At 66.4% G+C, this 17,368-nt stretch carries 17 protein-coding genes; 8 read left to right on the top strand and 9 right to left on the bottom strand.

All coding sequences use genetic code 11. The features are described from left to right. Positions 1–22: 22 nt before the first annotated feature. Positions 23–961, top strand: coding sequence for an isopenicillin N synthase family dioxygenase (locus LI72_RS07530; protein ID WP_033925103.1), 939 nt, complete (start codon positions 23–25; stop codon positions 959–961). Positions 962–1,136: 175 nt separating this feature from the next. Here the strand turns inward: LI72_RS07530 and LI72_RS07535 are convergent, their stop codons facing one another. From LI72_RS07535 to LI72_RS07545, 3 genes are read right to left on the bottom strand one after another with little or no spacing between them, the layout of a single operon-like run. Next, a complete protein-coding gene (locus LI72_RS07535; protein ID WP_052129588.1) occupies positions 1,137–2,582 on the bottom strand; it encodes an SPOR domain-containing protein in 1,446 nt (481 codons plus the stop codon). A gap of 58 nt (positions 2,583–2,640) precedes the next feature. Next, positions 2,641–3,360: a hypothetical protein gene (locus LI72_RS07540; protein WP_033925433.1), complete on the bottom strand. Its 720-nt coding sequence runs from the start codon at positions 3,358–3,360 to the stop codon at positions 2,641–2,643. A gap of 28 nt (positions 3,361–3,388) precedes the next feature. Further along, positions 3,389–4,105, bottom strand: coding sequence for a ParA family protein (locus tag LI72_RS07545; protein ID WP_033925104.1), 717 nt, complete (start codon positions 4,103–4,105; stop codon positions 3,389–3,391). 277 nt (positions 4,106–4,382) lie between these two features. Here LI72_RS07545 and LI72_RS07550 point away from each other — a divergent pair, with 277 nt between their 5' ends. Then, the gene (locus LI72_RS07550; protein ID WP_033925105.1) at positions 4,383–5,597 is read left to right on the top strand and encodes an SPOR domain-containing protein; all 1,215 of its coding nucleotides are present in this window, start codon (positions 4,383–4,385) and stop codon (positions 5,595–5,597) included. A 158-nt stretch (positions 5,598–5,755) separates the two neighbouring features. Here the strand turns inward: LI72_RS07550 and LI72_RS07555 are convergent, their stop codons facing one another. From LI72_RS07555 to rplU, 3 genes are all read right to left on the bottom strand, one after another. Further along, the gene (locus LI72_RS07555) at positions 5,756–6,274 is read right to left on the bottom strand and encodes a GNAT family N-acetyltransferase (RefSeq protein WP_231562394.1); all 519 of its coding nucleotides are present in this window, start codon (positions 6,272–6,274) and stop codon (positions 5,756–5,758) included. Positions 6,275–6,476: 202 nt separating this feature from the next. Next, the gene (rpmA, locus tag LI72_RS07560) at positions 6,477–6,752 is read right to left on the bottom strand and encodes a 50S ribosomal protein L27 (RefSeq protein ID WP_026091630.1); all 276 of its coding nucleotides are present in this window, start codon (positions 6,750–6,752) and stop codon (positions 6,477–6,479) included. Between the two features lie 27 nt (positions 6,753–6,779). Then, entirely contained in the window at positions 6,780–7,247 is a 468-nt protein-coding gene (gene rplU, locus LI72_RS07565) for a 50S ribosomal protein L21 (protein ID WP_033925107.1), read from the bottom strand. Positions 7,248–7,546: 299 nt separating this feature from the next. On the opposite strand from rplU, the gene LI72_RS07570 reads away from it, so the two are divergent. From LI72_RS07570 to LI72_RS20285, 3 genes are all read left to right on the top strand, one after another. Continuing rightward, positions 7,547–8,086: a hypothetical protein gene (locus LI72_RS07570; RefSeq protein WP_156139522.1), complete on the top strand. Its 540-nt coding sequence runs from the start codon at positions 7,547–7,549 to the stop codon at positions 8,084–8,086. 90 nt (positions 8,087–8,176) lie between these two features. Further along, complete coding sequence (locus LI72_RS18985; RefSeq protein ID WP_052129591.1) at positions 8,177–9,079, top strand: hypothetical protein; 903 nt, start codon at positions 8,177–8,179, stop codon at positions 9,077–9,079. A 132-nt stretch (positions 9,080–9,211) separates the two neighbouring features. Next, the gene (locus LI72_RS20285; protein ID WP_197051839.1) at positions 9,212–10,183 is read left to right on the top strand and encodes a glycine-rich domain-containing protein; all 972 of its coding nucleotides are present in this window, start codon (positions 9,212–9,214) and stop codon (positions 10,181–10,183) included. A gap of 213 nt (positions 10,184–10,396) precedes the next feature. On the opposite strand, the gene LI72_RS07585 is transcribed toward LI72_RS20285, so the two are convergent. The 3 genes from LI72_RS07585 to surE all read right to left on the bottom strand — a co-directional run bounded on the left by LI72_RS07585 (position 10,397) and on the right by surE (position 13,401). Further along, complete coding sequence (locus LI72_RS07585; protein ID WP_033925108.1) at positions 10,397–11,446, bottom strand: potassium channel family protein; 1,050 nt, start codon at positions 11,444–11,446, stop codon at positions 10,397–10,399. A 10-nt stretch (positions 11,447–11,456) separates the two neighbouring features. Next, positions 11,457–12,560 carry a LysM peptidoglycan-binding domain-containing M23 family metallopeptidase gene (locus tag LI72_RS07590; RefSeq protein ID WP_033925109.1) on the bottom strand — a complete coding sequence of 368 codons (1,104 nt, stop codon included), beginning with the start codon at positions 12,558–12,560 and terminating at the stop codon, positions 11,457–11,459. A gap of 70 nt (positions 12,561–12,630) precedes the next feature. Beyond that, positions 12,631–13,401, bottom strand: coding sequence for a 5'/3'-nucleotidase SurE (gene surE, locus LI72_RS07595; protein WP_033925110.1), 771 nt, complete (start codon positions 13,399–13,401; stop codon positions 12,631–12,633). Between the two features lie 280 nt (positions 13,402–13,681). On the opposite strand from surE, the gene sseA reads away from it, so the two are divergent. The 3 genes from sseA (at position 13,682) to LI72_RS07610 (ending at position 17,244) form a co-directional block, all read left to right on the top strand. Next, the gene (gene sseA / locus LI72_RS07600) at positions 13,682–14,518 is read left to right on the top strand and encodes a 3-mercaptopyruvate sulfurtransferase (protein WP_033925111.1); all 837 of its coding nucleotides are present in this window, start codon (positions 13,682–13,684) and stop codon (positions 14,516–14,518) included. Between the two features lie 171 nt (positions 14,519–14,689). Then, a complete protein-coding gene (gene metC, locus LI72_RS07605) occupies positions 14,690–15,922 on the top strand; it encodes a cystathionine beta-lyase (RefSeq protein ID WP_033925112.1) in 1,233 nt (410 codons plus the stop codon). Positions 15,923–15,945: 23 nt separating this feature from the next. Continuing rightward, positions 15,946–17,244: a mechanosensitive ion channel family protein gene (locus LI72_RS07610; protein ID WP_231562395.1), complete on the top strand. Its 1,299-nt coding sequence runs from the start codon at positions 15,946–15,948 to the stop codon at positions 17,242–17,244. Positions 17,245–17,368: the final 124 nt, after the last annotated feature.

Genomic DNA, 17,368 nt, shown 5'->3' on the forward strand with positions numbered 1-17,368 from the left:
CTCAGCTATTGCGGACCGCATCATGATACAACTGCCCATTCTCTCGCTCACCGATGAACCTGCCGAACTGGCGCAGAAGCTGGGGGACAGCTTTTCGACCTACGGCTTTGCGATGATCAAGGATCATGGCCTCGATCCCGCGCTGGTGCGCCAGGGTTGGGAAAAGACAGCGGAATTCTTCGCGCTGCCGACCGAGGAGAAGCGCCGCTATTACGACGCGGAGGCCGGGGGTCAGCGCGGCTATACCCCGTTCGGCACCGAAATCGCCAAGGACGCCAAGGCGCACGATCTCAAGGAATTCTGGCATGTCGGGCGCGAGATCGACCCCGCTAGCCCGATCGCGCACACCATGCCCGCCAACGTCTGGCCCGAGCGGCCGGAAGGGTTTCGCGACACGTTCGAGCCGCTGTTCGCCGAGTTCGACCGCGTCGGCAACATCATCCTGTCGCGAATCGCGGTCTATCTGGGGCTGGACAAGGACTGGTTCGAGCCTGCGGTGCACGAGGGCAATTCGATCCTGCGGCTGCTGCATTATCCGCCGATGGACGCATCGCAGGGCGCAGAAGGCGCGATCCGCGCCGGAGCGCACGAGGACATCAACCTCATCACCCTGCTGCTCGGCGCGGAAGAAGGCGGGCTGGAAGTGCTGGCGCGCGATGGCTCGTGGATCGACATGCGTCCGCCCGAAGGCGCGCTGGTGGTCAATGTCGGCGACATGCTGCAGCGGCTGACCAACCACGTGCTGCCCTCGACCACGCACCGCGTGCGCAACCCTGCGGGTGATCGGGCCAGGTTCAGCCGCTATTCGATGCCGTTCTTCCTGCACCTGCGCTCGGACTTCCCGATCAGCACGCTCGAAGGCTGCATCAGCGATGCACGGCCCAACCTCTATCCCGAGCCGATCCTGGCGGACGACTATCTGCACGAGCGGCTGGTGGAAATCGGACTGGTCAAGGCCTGAGGGGCGGTTTCGGCCCGCGCCTCACCACCTCCGCTCATCCCTGAATCGCGTTCAGGGCAGGCTCTGAGCAGCGGGTGCAGCCCGCGTGGTCGAAGGACCCGCGCTGACGTTGGCCGTATAGCGCGGCCTTCGACAGGCTCAGGCTGAGCGAGTTTGAGTGAGACGGTGCCGCTGCTCAGCGGCGGGCAGCGATCTGGGTTCCGGAGGGCTTGGCCACTGCGCGCGCGATGATGCACTCGCCGCCGGTCGCACGGACCTGCGCGCACATCGCGCGGGCGCTCTTTTCATCGGCAAAGCCGTTGGCGGTCAGGCGGTGCAGCTTGCGGCCGCCGACGGCCGTCGGCACGGCAACCTTCGAGAAGGCCGCCAGATCCTTGTGCTTGGCACTGTAACCGGCCCAGGCGCGGTTGGCGTTTTCGGCGCTCGAGAACACGCCCAGCTGGACCGCAAAGGCACCGCCGCTGACCGGCGAGAAGCTGGCCTTCTGGAAGACCGCCGGCGCGGTTGCGGGCTTGGCGGCCGCGACGGCCTTGGGCGCGGCGGCGGGCTTGCGGGCCACGGCCTGCTGCTCGACGATCGGCTCGCGCGAGGCGACCTGCACCGGCCGGACCTTGCGGATGGGCTTGGCGCGATAGTTGCCGGGCAGCGGCTGCACGATCTCGCGTGCGGTCATCAGCGGGGCGACGATCGCGCCTGTTGTTTCAGCGACCGGAGCGGGCGCGGCCTCTGCGTAAATCGGAGCTTCAGCCTGGGCGGGAGCGGATTCGACCCCGGCCAGTTCCATCGGTGCATCCTGCACCGGCGGCAGTTCGATCGGGCCTGCCACAGGGCGGGCCTCGGCCATTGCCTGCTGACCGATCTCGGTCGCGGCATCGGCCATCGCCGGGAAGTTGGCCAGCGCCAGCATCACCGGCTGACCGGGATCAGCAGCAACGGGCGTCACGCCCAGCACCGATGCGACACGCTGGGCATGGGCATCGGGATGGGCCAGCCGCGCCCATTCGGCGATGCGCTCTTGCGCGACCTGCGGGTCGAGATCCTGCCCCACCATGATCTGCGCCTCGCGCCAGCGACCGTCGAGCGCATAGGCAAAAGCGAGGTTCTGCCGGACCTTGGCGGTGTTTTCTCCACTGCGGATGAGGTCGACCAGCACGTCGACGCCTTGCGTCGTCTCGCCGGCCAGCGACAGGGCCAGGCCGTAATCGGCGGCAGGAATGGTATCGCGATGTTCGCGCAGCAGCGATTGTGCGGCGGCGTTGCGGCCGTCGGCGACGTGCATCAGCGCAAGGCTGATCACGGTGCGCGCGCTGCTGTCACCCAGCGCCAGCGCATCGTCGAGGCTCTGGCGGGCGGAAGAGAAACGGCCATTGGCGAGATAGGCCTGGGCCAGGGTCTTGCGCAGTTCGGCATTGCGCGGATCGAGCGCGACAGCGGCCTCGGCCTTTTCCAGTGCCTTTTCAGGCTTGCCGGAGGCCAGCGCCTTTTGCGCCGTGCCCGAAAGGGACTGCGGACGGCCGCCGCTCGAGTGCGCCGAGCAGCTGACCAGCACGCTGCCGACCAGAATGGTGGATGCCGCCAGCTTGAGCGCCAGTGCTCCGTTCATCTTCGATCCGCTTGCCATAGCCCAATATTCCCTCTTCGTCCGGCCCCGACCCTGCCTTCAATGCCTCAGCAATGCTTCAGCGCGTCGCCGATCGCGGAACGCGACCAGCCAGGTCTTCTATCTCGGGTATTTTGGTTAACATTTCGTCAAGTGCGGCGGTGACCAGCTGCTGCGCCGACTGCCCGGTGACCGCACTGGCCAGCCTGAGCTTGAGATGGCGCTCGGCATCGAGCCGCAGGGTGAAGGCCGCGCGGCGGCCTTGAGGCACTGCAGCTGCGGCAACGACTTCGGCCAGTTCCGCCTGCTTGCGCTTGCGGACCGCAAGCACCGGCGCGGGCGCTTCGGGCTCGGCCATCGCCACCGGCGCTTCCGGCTCGACCGGGGGCGCTATGGGAGGAAGCTCGGCGATCGGCGCGGCGACAGGCTCGGCCATCCGCTCGGCGATCTCGGCCTGCTGGCGCACAACGTCCGGGATGACAGGTGCAGGAACAACGGGTGCCGCAACGACGGGGGCGGGCTGAGCCGCCTGCGGTGCCGCCTCGGGCAGCGGTGCCAGCGTCTCGGGGATCGCGCCGGCCAGCAGGTTGCCGTACTGCGGCGCACCTTCGTCATGCGCGGGGTCGACATCATAGCCCATGTCGTTCCAGCCGAGATCCTCGGCCAGGCCATCATCGGGCAAGGGATGCGACATCATGCCGCCCATGCCCAGCCCCTGGCGGCGCATCGCGGGGCGAGCCGCCCCCTTGCGCGCCAGCAGGCCGGAGGACAATGAGGCGATCGGTTTGGGTTCGGCCATAAAGCTCATCCTTGCCCTCGCCTGCGCATCACGATCCGGCCACGCGGCGGCCGAAGCCACCCATCGGGCGGATGGCACCCGGTGCGACCGGTGCATTGGGCACCGCAAACACGGTGCGGCGGAAGTTCTTTTCGAGCCGGTCCGAAATATAGCTCCACAAGGCGCGCACTTCGCCGGCGGACTTGCCGTTGGGGTCGACCTCCATCACCGTTCGGCCGTCGATCATCGAGGCGGCAAAGTCGGTGCGGTGGTGCAAGGTGGTCGGCGCCACGGTGCCGTGCTGCGACAGCGCAACGGCCGCTTCGGAGGTGATCCGCGCCTTGGGCGTGGCGGCGTTGACGACGAAGATCAGCGGCTTGCCTGCGCGCTCGCACAGATCGACGGTGGCACCCACCGCGCGCAGATCGTGCGGGCTGGGCCGGGTCGGCACCACGATCAGCTCGGCCACCGAGATCACCGACTGGATCGCCATGGTGATCGCAGGCGGGGTATCGATCACCGCAAGCTTGAAGCCCTGCTGACGCAGGATCGAGAGATCGGCGGGCAGCCGGGCCACCGTGGTCTGGGCAAAGGCCGGATATTCCGGCTCGCGCTCATTCCACCAATCGGCGAGCGAGCCTTGCGGATCGATGTCGATCAGCACCACCGGGCCGTCGCCGGCAAGCTGCGCCTGCACGGCCAGATGACCCGACAGGGTCGTCTTGCCCGATCCTCCTTTTTGAGATGCCAAAGCGAGTACGCGCACTCAAACCCCCTATACGGTCCATTCGGTCGGGATGAAAAATGCGCCGGGGCAGCTAATTTTGAGTTAACGCTGGCCGCGTCAGGACACGACAGGCCCGCAAACCCGCCGTATCGGGATAATCCTGATAGGCTATTGAACCGGTTATCAACGCTTTGCTAATACGTCGTTAGCTATGGCGATTTACGCATGTAACGACCGGTAGGCGCTGCTTGCCGCGCAATTTCGGCCTGTTAAGGTCGGCCCGAGACTTTACCATATGCGACGGAGAAACACCCGCATGGCACGTTCGACAAATTTTTCGCGTAATTTCGGTCTTTTAGGCGCTGCGGTGATCGCGCTCGCCGCCGCCAGCCCGGCGCTGGCCGACGTCAAGGCGGGTGTCGATGCCTGGGAACGCGGCGAATTCGACCGTGCGGTCGCCGAATGGCGCGACCCTGCCGCCAAGGGCGATCCCGATGCGCAGTTCAACCTGGGCCAGGCCTACAAGCTGGGCCGCGGCGTGCCGATGGATCTCAAGCAGGCCGAAGCCTGGTACAAGAAGGCCGCCGATCGCGGCCATGTCCAGGCGTCGGACAATTATGGCCTGGTGCTGTTCCAGGACAACCGGCGGGAAGAGGCGATGCCCTTTATCCGCGCCTCGTCCGCCCGCGGCGAGCCGCGCGCACAATACGTGCTGGGCACCGCGATGTTCAACGGCGACATTGCCGAAAAGGACTGGGTGCGCGCCTATGCGCTGATGACCCGCGCCTCGGCGCAGGGACTGCCCCAGGCCTCGCGCAGCCTGGCGACGATGGACAAGTACATCCCGCTGGCCGATCGCACCAAGGGTACTCAGCTGGCTGCCCAGCTCGAGCGTGAGGCCACTGCCGAGCGCCAGAAGCTGGCAGGCGCTGCCGCCGGTCTCAAGGTCGATCCCGCCACCGGCGCGGCCGGCGGATCGCGCCCGGCCATCGCCGCCGCCAGCTCGGCAGCCCCGCCGGCGCCCGCAATGCGCAAGCCTGCTGCGACGTCAACCATCCAGACCACCAGCCTGCCGCCCTCGAACGCCAACGGCACGGTGATCCCGACGATTCCCTCGAGCCCGACCGGCAGGGCCGCCAGCGCAGGCGTCGATTTCGCCACAATGGGCTCGCCCTCGGCATCGGCGCCGCCACCTGCCCCTGCTTCTGCCCCCGCCGCATCGCCCGCACCGCGTGCGCCCGCTCCAGTGGTGGCCGCGAGCACGGCACCGGCCGCTGCGGCGCCTGCCGTTGCTGCGAACGGCGACTGGCGCATCCAGCTGGGCGCGTTCAGCGAGGAAGGCCGCGCCCGGACCCTGTGGAACGGTCTGGAACGCCAGAATGCGGCGCTCACCGGGCTGCAGCCCTATCTGGTCAAGGCAGGCGCCGTGACCAAGCTGCAGGCGGGCCCCTTCGCAACCCAGGCCGCCGCGCGCCAGGCCTGCGACAGCGTCGTGCGCACCGGCCAGGCCTGTTTCGCGGTCAAGAAATAGGGTCTATTTGCTAAGTCCTCTCCCCTCCCGCTTGCGGGAGGGGTGGCTGAGCCGAAGGCGAAGACGGGGTGGGCCTGATCAGCCCCTTGGAGCCCCTGCCCCACCCCGGTTCAGCAAGCTGAACCTGCCCCTCCCGCCAGCGGGAGGGGAGAGTACACTCAAGCCGCCATCGCTCGCTCCACGTCCGCCATGTCGCTTTCCAGCGCATATTCCTGCGCCATCGCCTCATAGCCGCGCCCGGCGCTGAAGCGCGGGCGGGTGATACCGGTGGGCTTGAAGCCCAGCCGCCTGAGCACCGCGCCGGACGCCGGATTGTCGATATAGTGGCTGGCGACCAGCCGCCGGTGGCCGATCATCCACGCATTGGCGATCACCGCGCGCGCCGCCTCGGTGGCAAAGCCCTTGCCCCAGTGTTCGCGCGCGATCCAATAGCCAAGCTCAGCTGCGCCATCGCATTCGCCCAAGCCACAGCTGCCGACCAGCGTCTGCCCGGCATCGCCCGGCAGGGTCAGCAAAAAGTGGGGAAAACGCGGATCCTGCGCCCGTTGGGCAAAGGCCCGGGCATCGTCGCGGCCATAAGGCCAGGGCGCGCGCGCAAGGTTGCACACGATGCCGGCATCGTTGATCGCGGCGAACAAGCCTTCGGCATCTTCGGGCCAGACCGGCCGCAGCAACAATCTTTGCGTTCTTGCAAACATTATGTCTCTCCTGTGTTACCGCGCCCTTGCCAGCCAAACGTGACAGGCCTGAGTCAAAGCGGTGACAGGGAGACAAAAAGAAAGGGAGATGGGACGGACCCCATCTCCCTGTCATTTGGTCCGGTGCCTTGGCACCGGCCGGGGTCATCCCTGTGAAGGACGACCCGTCATCGATCGTCCGTTATTCGGCAGCCATCGCCATGGCTTCGGCCACGACCGATACGTATTTGCGGCCGAGGCGTCCTTCGTGAAACTTCACGCGGCCTTCGGTCAGCGCAAACAGCGTATGGTCCTTGCCCATGCCGACATTGGCACCGGCATAGACCTTGGTTCCGCGCTGGCGGATGATAATGTTGCCGCCGATGACGGGCTCGCCACCGAACTTCTTCACGCCAAGACGGCGACCTGCGGAATCACGACCGTTGCGCGACGAACCGCCTGCTTTCTTATGTGCCATTTTTCAAAACTCCTTGTGCGCGCGCTATCAGGCGTTGTCGGCCGACGAATCGGCTTCGGGCTTGGCGGCGGCCTTCTTCGGCGCTGCCTTCTTGGCCGGAGCCTTCTTCGGAGCAGCTTCGGCGGCGGGTGCTTCTACAGCGGCTTCCACCGGTGCTTCGGTCTTGGCGGCAGCCTTGGCAGGCGCAGCCTTCACCGCTTCACCCACGCCCAGAATGCGCAGGATCGTGTGCTGCTGGCGATGGCCCAGCTTGCGGCGATAGTTGTGGCGACGCTTCTTCTTGAAGATCACGACCTTTTCGGCCTTCGCCTGCGCGATGATCTCGGCAGAAACGACCACACCGGCCAGATCCTTCGATTCGCCACCGTCACCGGCGAGCAGAATGTCGTTCAGCGCGATGACGTCGCCAGCCTCTCCGGCCAGCTTTTCCACTGCGATTTTATCTCCGGCTGCAACGCGATACTGCTTGCCGCCTGTGCGCACGATAGCGAACATGGGTTGTCTCGTTTCTGTTTGCTTCAATCGGGTTCCGGGCACGCAAATGGCGATTTCCGCTCTCAAACATCGCCCTGTCGCCAGAACCGAATCATCAGAGTGAAAAACGCTGCCCTGCGACGGGATGTCCCGCGCCGGAAAGCCATGCCCGATAGGTGAATGTGCCGGGGCTGTCAACCGTTGCCGCCGCTTTTTTGGCGGTTCTGGCTGACCCGACCCCGACCGAAGTGGTCGGCTCGCCGCGCTCCGACCGGCTAGCCGGTTGCCGTTGCGCGCCCCCTGCCCTAGAGCCCTGTTTCATGAAAGTCACTGCCGCAAAACTCGCCCCGTTGATGTCGCTTGTCGCATCGCTGCCGCTTTCGGCCTGTCTCGAGCCGATGGCCGACCGGCCGTCGCTGGAACGGCGCGCGGTCGAGCTGCGCGATCGCCAGGCAGAGGCCAAGGCGCCGCCGCCGCCGATCGCCACCATCACCGATCCTGCGCTGGCACGCGATCTGGCGGCGATGCTGGCGCTCGCCGACAAGGCAGAGGCCGATTTCGCCATCGCCCGGTCGGCAGCGCAGCAGGATGCCGGCGCCGCGCGTGGCAAGGCGACGGGATCGGAAGCCTGGTCGGTGGCGCAGACCAGCATCAGCGCGCTCGATGCCCCCCGCCGCGATCTTGCAGAGCTGCTGGGCGACCTCGAGGAGCTCTATGTCGCAAGGCTCGCCAAGGAGGCGGCTGGCGAGGTGGAGCCGGGCGGCAGCGATCAGATCGACCAGGCGCGCAAGCACGTGCTGGCGCTGGTGGAAAGCCAAGATCAGGTGATCGCCACGCTCAAGACCGGGCTGGGCGGCTGATCCCACCGGTCGCGCGCCTGGCTCGGTTCAACGCAACCCTCGGCGACGGTGCACGTAGTGTGGGCATCGTTCAAAGAGGAATTACCCGAGATGAAGTCACTTTACACCGCCACCGCTGCCGCCGCCCTCCTGCTCAGCGGGACCAGCGCTTTCGCCCAGACCGACAGCAGCAGCCAGCAGCCCTCGCGGCAGCAGGAGCGGCTGAACTCCATCTTCGGCGCACTGTTCGGTGACCGGACCGGCTCGACTCAGTCGATCGAGGCGCAGTGGTCGCTAGGCCGCACCCCGCTCGCCACACAGCGCCTGCAGTTCGAACAGCGGATCGATGCCGATGTCCGTTCGGGCAGCATGGATCAGCGCACCGCCGCGCGGCTGAAGTCGGATTATTACGACCTGGTGCAGCTCGAGGCCCGCTATGGCGCCGATCGCCGCTTCACCACGCAGGAGCGCGAGGATCTCGCCGATCGCTATGGCCAGCTGACCCAGGTCATTTCCGATGGCGGCTATGGCGATGATGGCGCGGCCGACATCGGCATCTCGGTCGCAGACGGCCAGAGCGAGTTCAACCAGCGCGTCGATGCTGCGGTCACCGCACGGCGGATCACCCGCGTCGCGGGCGCCCGTCTGAAGACCGATTATGCAGCGCTCGTGCGCACCGAAGCGACCTATCTGCGCGATGGCCGCATCACCGATCAGGAGCGCGATGATCTGTATACCCGGCTGGAAGCGCTGGATGCACGCGTGGGCGACATGGCCTCGACCGGCGGCGGCAGCGCGCCGGTGATGACCCCGCGCGCGCGGCTGGACGGCATCGCGCGCGCACTGCCTTCGAGCGGACTTTCGGCCAGCGCGCAGGCGCAGCTGCGCGTCGAGCATGAGGACCTCAACCGGCTGGAGGCTGCCTATGCCCGGCTCAATCCCAGCGCGGACGACCGTGCCTATCTCGACCGCCGCCTGACCGACCTGGAAACGCGCGCGCGCGTCCGCCGCTGATCCGCGTTCAAGGCGTCAGCAATTCGGGGAGCCAGAGCCACCGCGGCGCTGGCTCCCCATTTTACATCCGCCATTGCCCATAGTCCCGCAAGCGTATAGCCTCTTCCCATCCACAACGGCGGGAGGGCGGTTATGGGCATATTCGACGATCCGGTCTGGCAGGCACTGGCGGCCATGCGCATCGAGCCCGAGGGGGCATCGCTGAGCTTCACCCGGCGCCTGGCCCGCGAGAACGGCTGGTCACGCACCCATGCCGAAGCGGTGATGGAAGAGTATCGCCGCTTCCTCTATCTCGCCGCCACCGGGACCGACACGGTCACGCCATCCGACCAGATCGATCAGGCCTGGCATCTGCACCTCGCCTATACCCGGCATTATTGGGAAGAGCTGTGCGCGCGGATCATCGGACGGCCGCTGCACCATGGCCCGACCGCAGGCGGCAGCGCCGAGGGGCGCAAATACCGCAGCCTCTATGCCGCTACGCTGCAACGCTATCGCGACACCTTTGGCAGCGAACCGCCCTCCGACATATGGCCGCCCAGCGACGTGCGATTTGGCGTGCGCTATCAATGGGTTGATCGGTCGCGCCATTTTGTCCTGCCGCGCCGGCATGTCTCGATTGCCGGCATGGCGGGGGGTGCCGTGCTGCTTGCGGCGTGCACCGCGCTCGCCGCCGACACCGCCAGCGCGCAGAGCGCACCGGTGTTCAAGCAGTTCTGGAACACGGTGTTCGCGACCAGCACAGGCTTTGTCCTGTTCATCGTCGGCCTCGGGCTCGCCTTCTTCCTGCTGGGACTGATGATCGACCGGCGGCGTCAAAGACGCCGCGCGAGCCATTCCGCCGGTCAGACGCGCGCCGAACGTCTGCGCAGAAAGCGTGACACCGACAGTTCCGGGGGCGGTGACAGCGCGTTCGATGGCTGGTCCGGAGGCGGCGCAGGCGGCACCGCAGCGGCCGGCGGCGCGGCCTTTGCGGCGGGCGGCGGCGACTTTGGCGGCGGCGGCGCCGAGGGCGACTGGAGCGATTCGGGGGGCAGCAGCGATTCGGGCGGCGACAGCGGCTGCAGCAGCGGCTGCGGCGGAGGCTGTGGCGGCGGCGATTGAAGCGGTGCGCCGGTGTTTACGCGGGGCCTTCGACATGCTCAGGCTGAGCGGGCATGGGCATAATCTCCCCTCCCGCAAGCGGGAGGGGTGGCCGAAGGCCGGGGTGGTGTTGAACGGGCCTGCTTGGGCAGTAGCCCACCCCGGTTCGGCAAGCCGAACCTGCCCCTCCCGCTCGCGGGAGGGGAGAGCGATCCACTACCAATCCATTCAGCCTCAATCGCTCGCCATCGTCGCAGGCTTGCGGCCATCGCCCTGGGTGATCACCACCACCAGATCGCCCGCGCGCAGGCTGGCGGTTTCGTCATCCCAGAAGCCATAGGGCTTGCCATCGCGGTAGATCCGCACGCCGACGCCATCCTTGATGTCCTTCAACGGCACGCCGATCTCCTCCTCGCGCACCGCGCGCTCGATCAGCACCACGCGCCCGCTCGAAGAGGCGAGATCGGCAAGATACGCGCTGATGTGCGGGCCATGGCAGGAACCTGCCAGCAGCAGCCCGGCAAAGCTGACCGGGTTGATCACGGTGTTCGCCCCCGCCTGCCGCGCCAGCAACTCGTTGTCCGCCGCGCGCACCACCACGCTGATCGGCACATCGGGCGCGAGATGGCGGATGGTGAGCACGATCAGGATCGAGGTGTCATCGCGACCCGCCGAAACGATCGCCGAACACGCGCGGTCGATATGCACGTCCTTCAGCGTCTCGTCGCGGGTCGCATCGGCGTTGAGCACGTTGCAGCCCAGAGCCTCGGCCCGGGCGAGCGATTCTTCCGATTGGTCGACCACGACGATGCACGACGGGTCGCTGCCGCGCGCGACCAGTTCGCGCACCGCCTCGGTGCCGCTGGTGCCAAAGCCCAGCACGACGATATGCCCCTTCAGGCGCTGCTGGATCCTGCTCATCTGCCATTTTTCCCATGTGCGCTTGATGACGAAACTGTAGGCGGTGCCGACGAAGATGAAAATCACCGCGATCCGCACCGGGGTCACCAGCACCGATTCGATCAGCCGCGAACGGTCCGACACCGGGGCAATGTCGCCAAAGCCGGTGGTGGTGACCGAGATCATCGTGAAATAGACGACATCCAGAAAGCTGACATGGTCGTCGTAATTGTCCTTGAGCCCCGCCCGGTCGAGCCAGTGGATCAGGATCACCAGCCCGATCAGGAAGAACGCGACGCTCAGCCGCAGCATCACATCGGCCCAGACCGGCAGCCGCGCCGCCCGTTTCAGCAGCGCTCTGGGCTTGAAATCGGGATCGGCCATGCGCGCGCGATCAGTTCTTGGGCAGATAGAGCAGCGGGTCGACCGGCTTGCGGTCCTTGCGCAGCTCGAAATGCAGCTTGGGCGCTTCGGCAAAGCCGCTCTGCCCCGCCGCGCCCAGCACCTGCCCCGCCTTGACCGCCTGGCCGCGGGTGACGTCGATCCGCTCGGCATGGCCATAAGCGCTGACCCAGCCGCCGCCATGGCTGACCAGGATCAGCCCGCCATAGATCGCGACCTCGCTGCCCGCATAGGAGACGACCCCGTCGGCCGCTGCGCGGAACGGCTGGCCGCGGCTGGCGGTGATGTCGATGCCGTTGCTGATCTGCCCCTTGCCCACCGGACCGAAGCGGGTGAGCAAGGGTCCGGTCAGCGGCCAGGTGAACCTGCCGGCAAAGGCGCTGGGCACGTTGACCGGAACGCTGGCGGCGACCGGCGCGCGTGCAGGCTTGGCGCTCGGGACGGCCGAGCCTTCGGCAATCGCGGGCTGGCTGCCGGTGACGACGTCATCGATATTGACCACCAGCGCGCCAATGCGCCCCGGCTTGGCGGCATTGCCCGCTGTCGGTGTCGCGGCCGGCGGCGCGGGCCGTTCGGACGCGAGCTGCGCGCCCTGCGGCAGCTTGAGCTTCTGCCCGATGCGCAGGATATAGGGCTCCGACAGCGCATTCAGCGCGACGATGTCGCTCCACGCGACGCGATAGGCATAAGCGATGGCAATGCCCGTCTCGCCCTGCGCGACGGTGTGATAGCGACCGCCGGGAATGGTCAGCTGCTGGCCGGGGCGCAGCATGTACGGGGCGCTCAGGCCATTGGCCGCGGCAATCGCCTCGGACCCTGCGCCAGTGCTGTTGCCGATGCCGCGCAGCGTATCCCCGGGCTTGACGATGTAGATGGTGCCGATCACGTCGGCGGCATTGGCGGCGACGCTGCGGCTTTCCCAGACCGGGGCATCGCTGCCCGTCACCACTTCCTGCGGTGGCTCGGCTGCGACCCCGGCCTCGCTGATCTCGGGCTGCAGGCCCTGCTCGCTGACCCCGCCGGGTATGCAGCCTGTCGCCAGCAGCGCAGCGGTGGCCGCCAGCCCTGCGAATTGTCGTTTGTTTCCCCACGCCATGGCGTCAACGTCTAGCATGGATTGTCCGCTTTGCCACCGCTTTGGGCAGGATTTACAACGCGTTTGCCGCTCAAGCCTGATCGAATGTTGCGGCCAGCGCCGCGACCGATTGATGATGCGTCAGGTCCAGATGCAGCGGCGTCACCGCGATATAGCCATCGACGACCGCCTCCAGATCGGTGCTGTGCGCCGGGGTCTGCACGGCGCCTCCCAGCCCGAACCAGTGATATTCGAAACCGCGCGGATCGGTGTTGGTGACGATCTTGAGGCGGCCATAATCGCGAAACCCCTGCGCCACGACGCGCACGCCGCGCACCTGATCGGCAGGCAAGGCGGGGAAGTTGATGTTGACCAGCGTCCGGTTGGTCATCGGCTGCGCGATCACCTTGCGCACCACCTGCTCGCCCCAATGGGCGGCGGCATCGAACGAGACATCGAGCCCCGCGCCTTCGCGGGCATAGACCTGGCTGAGCGCGATCGAGGGTATGCCCGCGAGCGCGCCTTCCATCGCCGCCGAGACGGTGCCCGAATAGGTCACGTCCTCGGCAAGGTTGGCGCCGCGATTGACCCCGGACAGGATCAGATCGGGCGGGCAGTCCTGCATCAGCCGGGCGACCGCCATCATCACCGCATCGGTCGGCGTACCGGTGACCGAATAATGCTTCTCGCCATGCTGGTGGACACGCAACGGCCGGGTGATGGTCAGCGAATGGCCCGCGCCCGATTGCTCCTCATGCGGCGCGACGATCCAGACATCGCCGGAAAGCGCGCGCGCGATCTCGGCCAGCACGGCCAGCCCCGGCGCATGAACGCCATCGTCATTGGTCAGCAGGATGCGCATGCGTGTGCCTCTTGGTTGAATGGTCGCGGTCTTCCCCTCCCCCGTAACGTGAAGGCGGACACCATGCCACCGCCCGCTTCACATCATTGCAACATAGGCGAAAAAACTGGTGCCGCCCTCCCGTTGCGACTCGACGTCCCCGCGATGACAGGATAATGTTGATGGTGCAGCGCAACAAAAAAATGGCACCCCGGCTGAGCAACCAGCCGGGTTTCACGTCTAAAAAGCCGGGAAAACGCCAACAACACGGGCGCGTAATCGCAGAGGGAGACACACCAAAATGGATTCGCTGGTTTCAACCGAGTGGCTCGCCAATGAAATGGGCGCCTCCGATCTCCGCATCGTCGATGCGAGCAAGTTCCTGGCAGACACCGGCCGCAATGCGCTGGCCGAATACGAGGCCGGGCATATTCCCGGCGCGGTGTTCATGGACCTGGAAGAGCTGGTCGACAGCAACTCTGCGGTCGAAAACACGCTGCCCCCTGCAGAAAAGTTCGCCAGCCGCATGCAGTCGCTGGGCCTGGGCGATGGCAGCCGCATCGTGCTGTACGATGACAGCCCGCTCAAGTCCTCCGCCCGCGCGTGGTTCATGCTGACCATGTTCGGCGCGCACGCGGTCGCCATTCTCGATGGCGGCATCGCCAAGTGGAAGGCCGAAGGTCGCCCGATTAAGACCGGCAAGGAAACGCTGCGCCATCGCCATTTCACCGTGTGGGAAGACAAGAAGAACGTCCGTTCCAAGGCCGACATGCTGGGCAACCTGCACAGCAAGGCCGAACAGGTCGTCGATGCCCGCCCCGCGGCACGCTTCACAGGGGCCGAGGCCGATCCGCGCCCCGGCATCGCTTCGGGTCACATTCCCGGCGCGGTCAACCTCCCGCACAGCAGCCTGTTCAACCCCGATGGCACCTGGAAGACCGGTGACGACCTCAAGGCCGCGTTCGAAGCCGCCGGTGTCGACATCGAAAAGCCCATGGTCACCACCTGCGGTTCGGGCATGACCGCCAGCGTCGTCGCCTTCGGCGCGCACCTGCTCGGCAAGACTGACGTCTCGCTTTACGACGGCAGCTGGGCCGAATGGGGCGCCGACGCCGATACGCCCAAGGCGATGGGCTGACCTTGCTTTTCCCTCTCCCTTTACGGGAGAGGGACAGCTTCGCGCAGCGAAGCAGGGAGAGGGCTAGGGGCACATCGGGTGCCCAAGACACCCTCTCCAACTTCGCCTAGGCAGCCAAGCTGCCAAGGCTTCGTTTCCTCTCCCGTAAAGGGAGAGGAGTAGGTGACATCCATGGCCAAACCCCCCACCACGCCGCAATCGCCCGCCACCCGGATCATCACCGGCGGCCGGCGCGCGGAGTGGACGGGGACCGCCGATCAGCCCGGCGCGGTGGTCAACCCGCCAGTGTGGCGCGCCAGCACGCATCTTTATGCGGATACAGCCGCTCTCAAATCCGGCCCGCAAACCAATGAAGACGGACGATTTTTCTACGGGCGGCGCGGATCGCCGACGCAATGGGCGCTGGCCGAGGCGCTGACCGCGCTCGAGCCGGGCGCGCACGGCACGATGCTCTATCCCTCAGGCGTCGCGGCGATCACCGGCGCGCTGCTCGCGGTGCTCTCGCCGGGCGACGTGCTGCTGATGACCGACAGCGCCTATGACCCCTCACGTAGTTTTGCCGAGGGCTTTCTCAAGCGCTTCGGGGTTGAGACACGCTATTACGATCCGCAGATAGGCGCCGGTATTTCCAGCCTTATCTGCGACCGCACCCGCGCCATCCTGATGGAAAGCCCGGGCAGCCTGACCTTCGAGGTGCAGGATGTGCCCGCGATCTGCCAGGCGGCGCGCGCGGCCAATCCGGACATTGCGCTGCTGATCGACAACACCTGGGCGACCGGGCTGTTCCTCCCCGCGCTCGCCCTGGGCGCGGACATGAGCATCATGGCGTGCACCAAATATATCGTCGGCCATTCCGATGTGATGCTGGGGTCTGTCACTGCGACCGAAGCGTTCTACCCGCGGCTGCGGCACACTGCGCAGGCCTTGGGCCATGTCGTCTCGCCCGACGATTCCTGGCTCGCCTTGCGCGGCCTGCGCACGCTCGATGTGCGGCTGCGCCAGCATCAGGCCTCCGCGCTCAGAATCGCGCACTGGTTGGCCGAACAGCCGCAGGTCGCTCGCGTGCTGCATCCTGCGCTCCCCTCCTGCCCCGGCCATGACCTGTGGCAGCGAGACTTCACCGGATCGAGCGGGCTGTTCTCGTTCGTGCTCAACGGCGGATCGGACGCAGCGCGCGCGGCGCTGATCGATGCGCTCACCCTGTTTGGCATCGGCTACAGCTGGGGCGGGTTCGAGAGCCTCGCGATCCCCGTCGACCCCGCCCGCTGCCGCAGCGCGACGTCCTGGCCGCCAGCGGGCGACGCCAATCCGTACGCGGTGCGGCTGCATATCGGGCTGGAAGACACCGACGATCTCATCGCCGACCTTGCCAAGGGGCTGCACGCGTTTACCATGCACGCATGAACGCAGGTATCTCGGCACTTTTCATGCGATGGGGTTGGATCGACCGCCCCGACGACCTGCAATATGTCGAAGGCATGCTGGCCGCGCTGACAGCGACCGCCGCGCTCATCATCGGCTGGGGGCTGAGCCGCCTGATCTATCTGCGCCTCGCTGCGATCTGGGAACGCCGCGCGGGCCACGAAAGCCAGCTCGCGCGCCGCCGCATCCGCGACATGGTGCGCCGCTTTACCACCGCGATGCTGATCGGCATGGCGCTCAATCTCTACGACTGGAGCCTGATCGCCTCGGTGGTGTTCGGGATCACGCTGGCGATCTCGCTGGCGCTGTTTGTCAACGATCTGGTGCGCGGCGTGCGCATGCCCGACTGGCTGGGCACGTTCCTCGGCCTTGCCACGCTGATCTCGATCCTGGCGAGCATGTTCGGCGGATTGGACCCGATCACCACCGCGATGGACCGGGTGGGCTTCAACCTCGGCGCCAAGCGGTTCTCGCTGCTGTGGGTGGTGACTATCGCGATCACCGTACTGGTGCTCTACACGGCCGCGCGCGTGGTCAACCGCATCGCCGGGCATGTCATCGGCAGCAGCGACGGGCTCGATCCGACGCAGAAGCTGCTGGGGCAGAAGATCGCCAGCGTCGTCGTCATCGTGCTCGCCTTCTTCATCGGCATCGATACGCTGGGGATCGACCTCACCGCATTGAGCTTTTTCTCGGGCGCGTTCGGCCTTGCCATCGGTTTCGGGCTGCAAAAGACCATCGGCAACCTGTTTGCCGGAATCATCCTGCTGCTCGACCGGTCGATCAAGCCGGGCGATGTTATCGCGGTGGGCGACAGCTTCGGCTGGGTCAACAAGATCGGCGTGCGCGCGGTCTCGGTGATCACCCGCGACGGCAAGGAGCATCTGATCCCCAACGAGGATCTGATGACCACCCCGGTCGAGAACTGGTCCTATTCCGACCGCAACGTGCGCATGCGCATCCCGATCGGGGTCGGCTATGGCAGCGACATGCAACTGGTGCAGGAGCTGCTCTACCGCGCGGTCGATGATTCTCCGCGCGTGCTGAAGGACCCCGCGCCGCGCATCTGGATGACCGACTTCGGCGACAATGCGGTCAACTGGGAAATCCGCGCCTGGATCAGCGACCCCGAAGGCGGCATGGGCAACATCCGCGGCGATGTGCTGATGCGGGTGTGGAACCTGTTCCGGGAGCACGACATCGAAATCCCGTTCCCGCAGCGCGATCTGTACATCAAGGAAATGCCGGGGATGGGGGTGGCAGAGGCCGCTTCAAAAGGTGATGCCCCCGTCCGCTCCGCCTGAGCCTGTCGAAGGCCTCACACGGCCGCACGCCGTTACTACTCAGGTCATCCTGAACTTGTTTCAGGATCCATCGTGCCCCAATTGCCTGCACCGCGCGGGGAGAAATGGACCCTGAAACAAGTTC

The organism is Sphingomonas sp. 35-24ZXX, from assembly GCF_000786215.1.
Lineage (GTDB): Bacteria > Pseudomonadota > Alphaproteobacteria > Sphingomonadales > Sphingomonadaceae > Blastomonas.

Coding starts and splice junctions, on each gene's coding strand:
- LI72_RS07530 (WP_033925103.1), top strand. CDS start 23: ATGATACAACTGCCCATTCTCTCGCTCACCGATGAACCTGCCGAACTG.
- LI72_RS07535 (WP_052129588.1), bottom strand. CDS start 2,582: ATGGCAAGCGGATCGAAGATGAACGGAGCACTGGCGCTCAAGCTGGCG.
- LI72_RS07540 (WP_033925433.1), bottom strand. CDS start 3,360: ATGGCCGAACCCAAACCGATCGCCTCATTGTCCTCCGGCCTGCTGGCG.
- LI72_RS07550 (WP_033925105.1), top strand. CDS start 4,383: ATGGCACGTTCGACAAATTTTTCGCGTAATTTCGGTCTTTTAGGCGCT.
- rpmA (WP_026091630.1), bottom strand. CDS start 6,752: ATGGCACATAAGAAAGCAGGCGGTTCGTCGCGCAACGGTCGTGATTCC.
- rplU (WP_033925107.1), bottom strand. CDS start 7,247: ATGTTCGCTATCGTGCGCACAGGCGGCAAGCAGTATCGCGTTGCAGCC.
- LI72_RS07570 (WP_156139522.1), top strand. CDS start 7,547: ATGAAAGTCACTGCCGCAAAACTCGCCCCGTTGATGTCGCTTGTCGCA.
- LI72_RS18985 (WP_052129591.1), top strand. CDS start 8,177: ATGAAGTCACTTTACACCGCCACCGCTGCCGCCGCCCTCCTGCTCAGC.
- LI72_RS20285 (WP_197051839.1), top strand. CDS start 9,212: ATGGGCATATTCGACGATCCGGTCTGGCAGGCACTGGCGGCCATGCGC.
- LI72_RS07585 (WP_033925108.1), bottom strand. CDS start 11,446: ATGGCCGATCCCGATTTCAAGCCCAGAGCGCTGCTGAAACGGGCGGCG.
- LI72_RS07590 (WP_033925109.1), bottom strand. CDS start 12,560: ATGGCGTGGGGAAACAAACGACAATTCGCAGGGCTGGCGGCCACCGCT.
- surE (WP_033925110.1), bottom strand. CDS start 13,401: ATGCGCATCCTGCTGACCAATGACGATGGCGTTCATGCGCCGGGGCTG.
- sseA (WP_033925111.1), top strand. CDS start 13,682: ATGGATTCGCTGGTTTCAACCGAGTGGCTCGCCAATGAAATGGGCGCC.
- metC (WP_033925112.1), top strand. CDS start 14,690: ATGGCCAAACCCCCCACCACGCCGCAATCGCCCGCCACCCGGATCATC.
- LI72_RS07610 (WP_231562395.1), top strand. CDS start 15,946: ATGCGATGGGGTTGGATCGACCGCCCCGACGACCTGCAATATGTCGAA.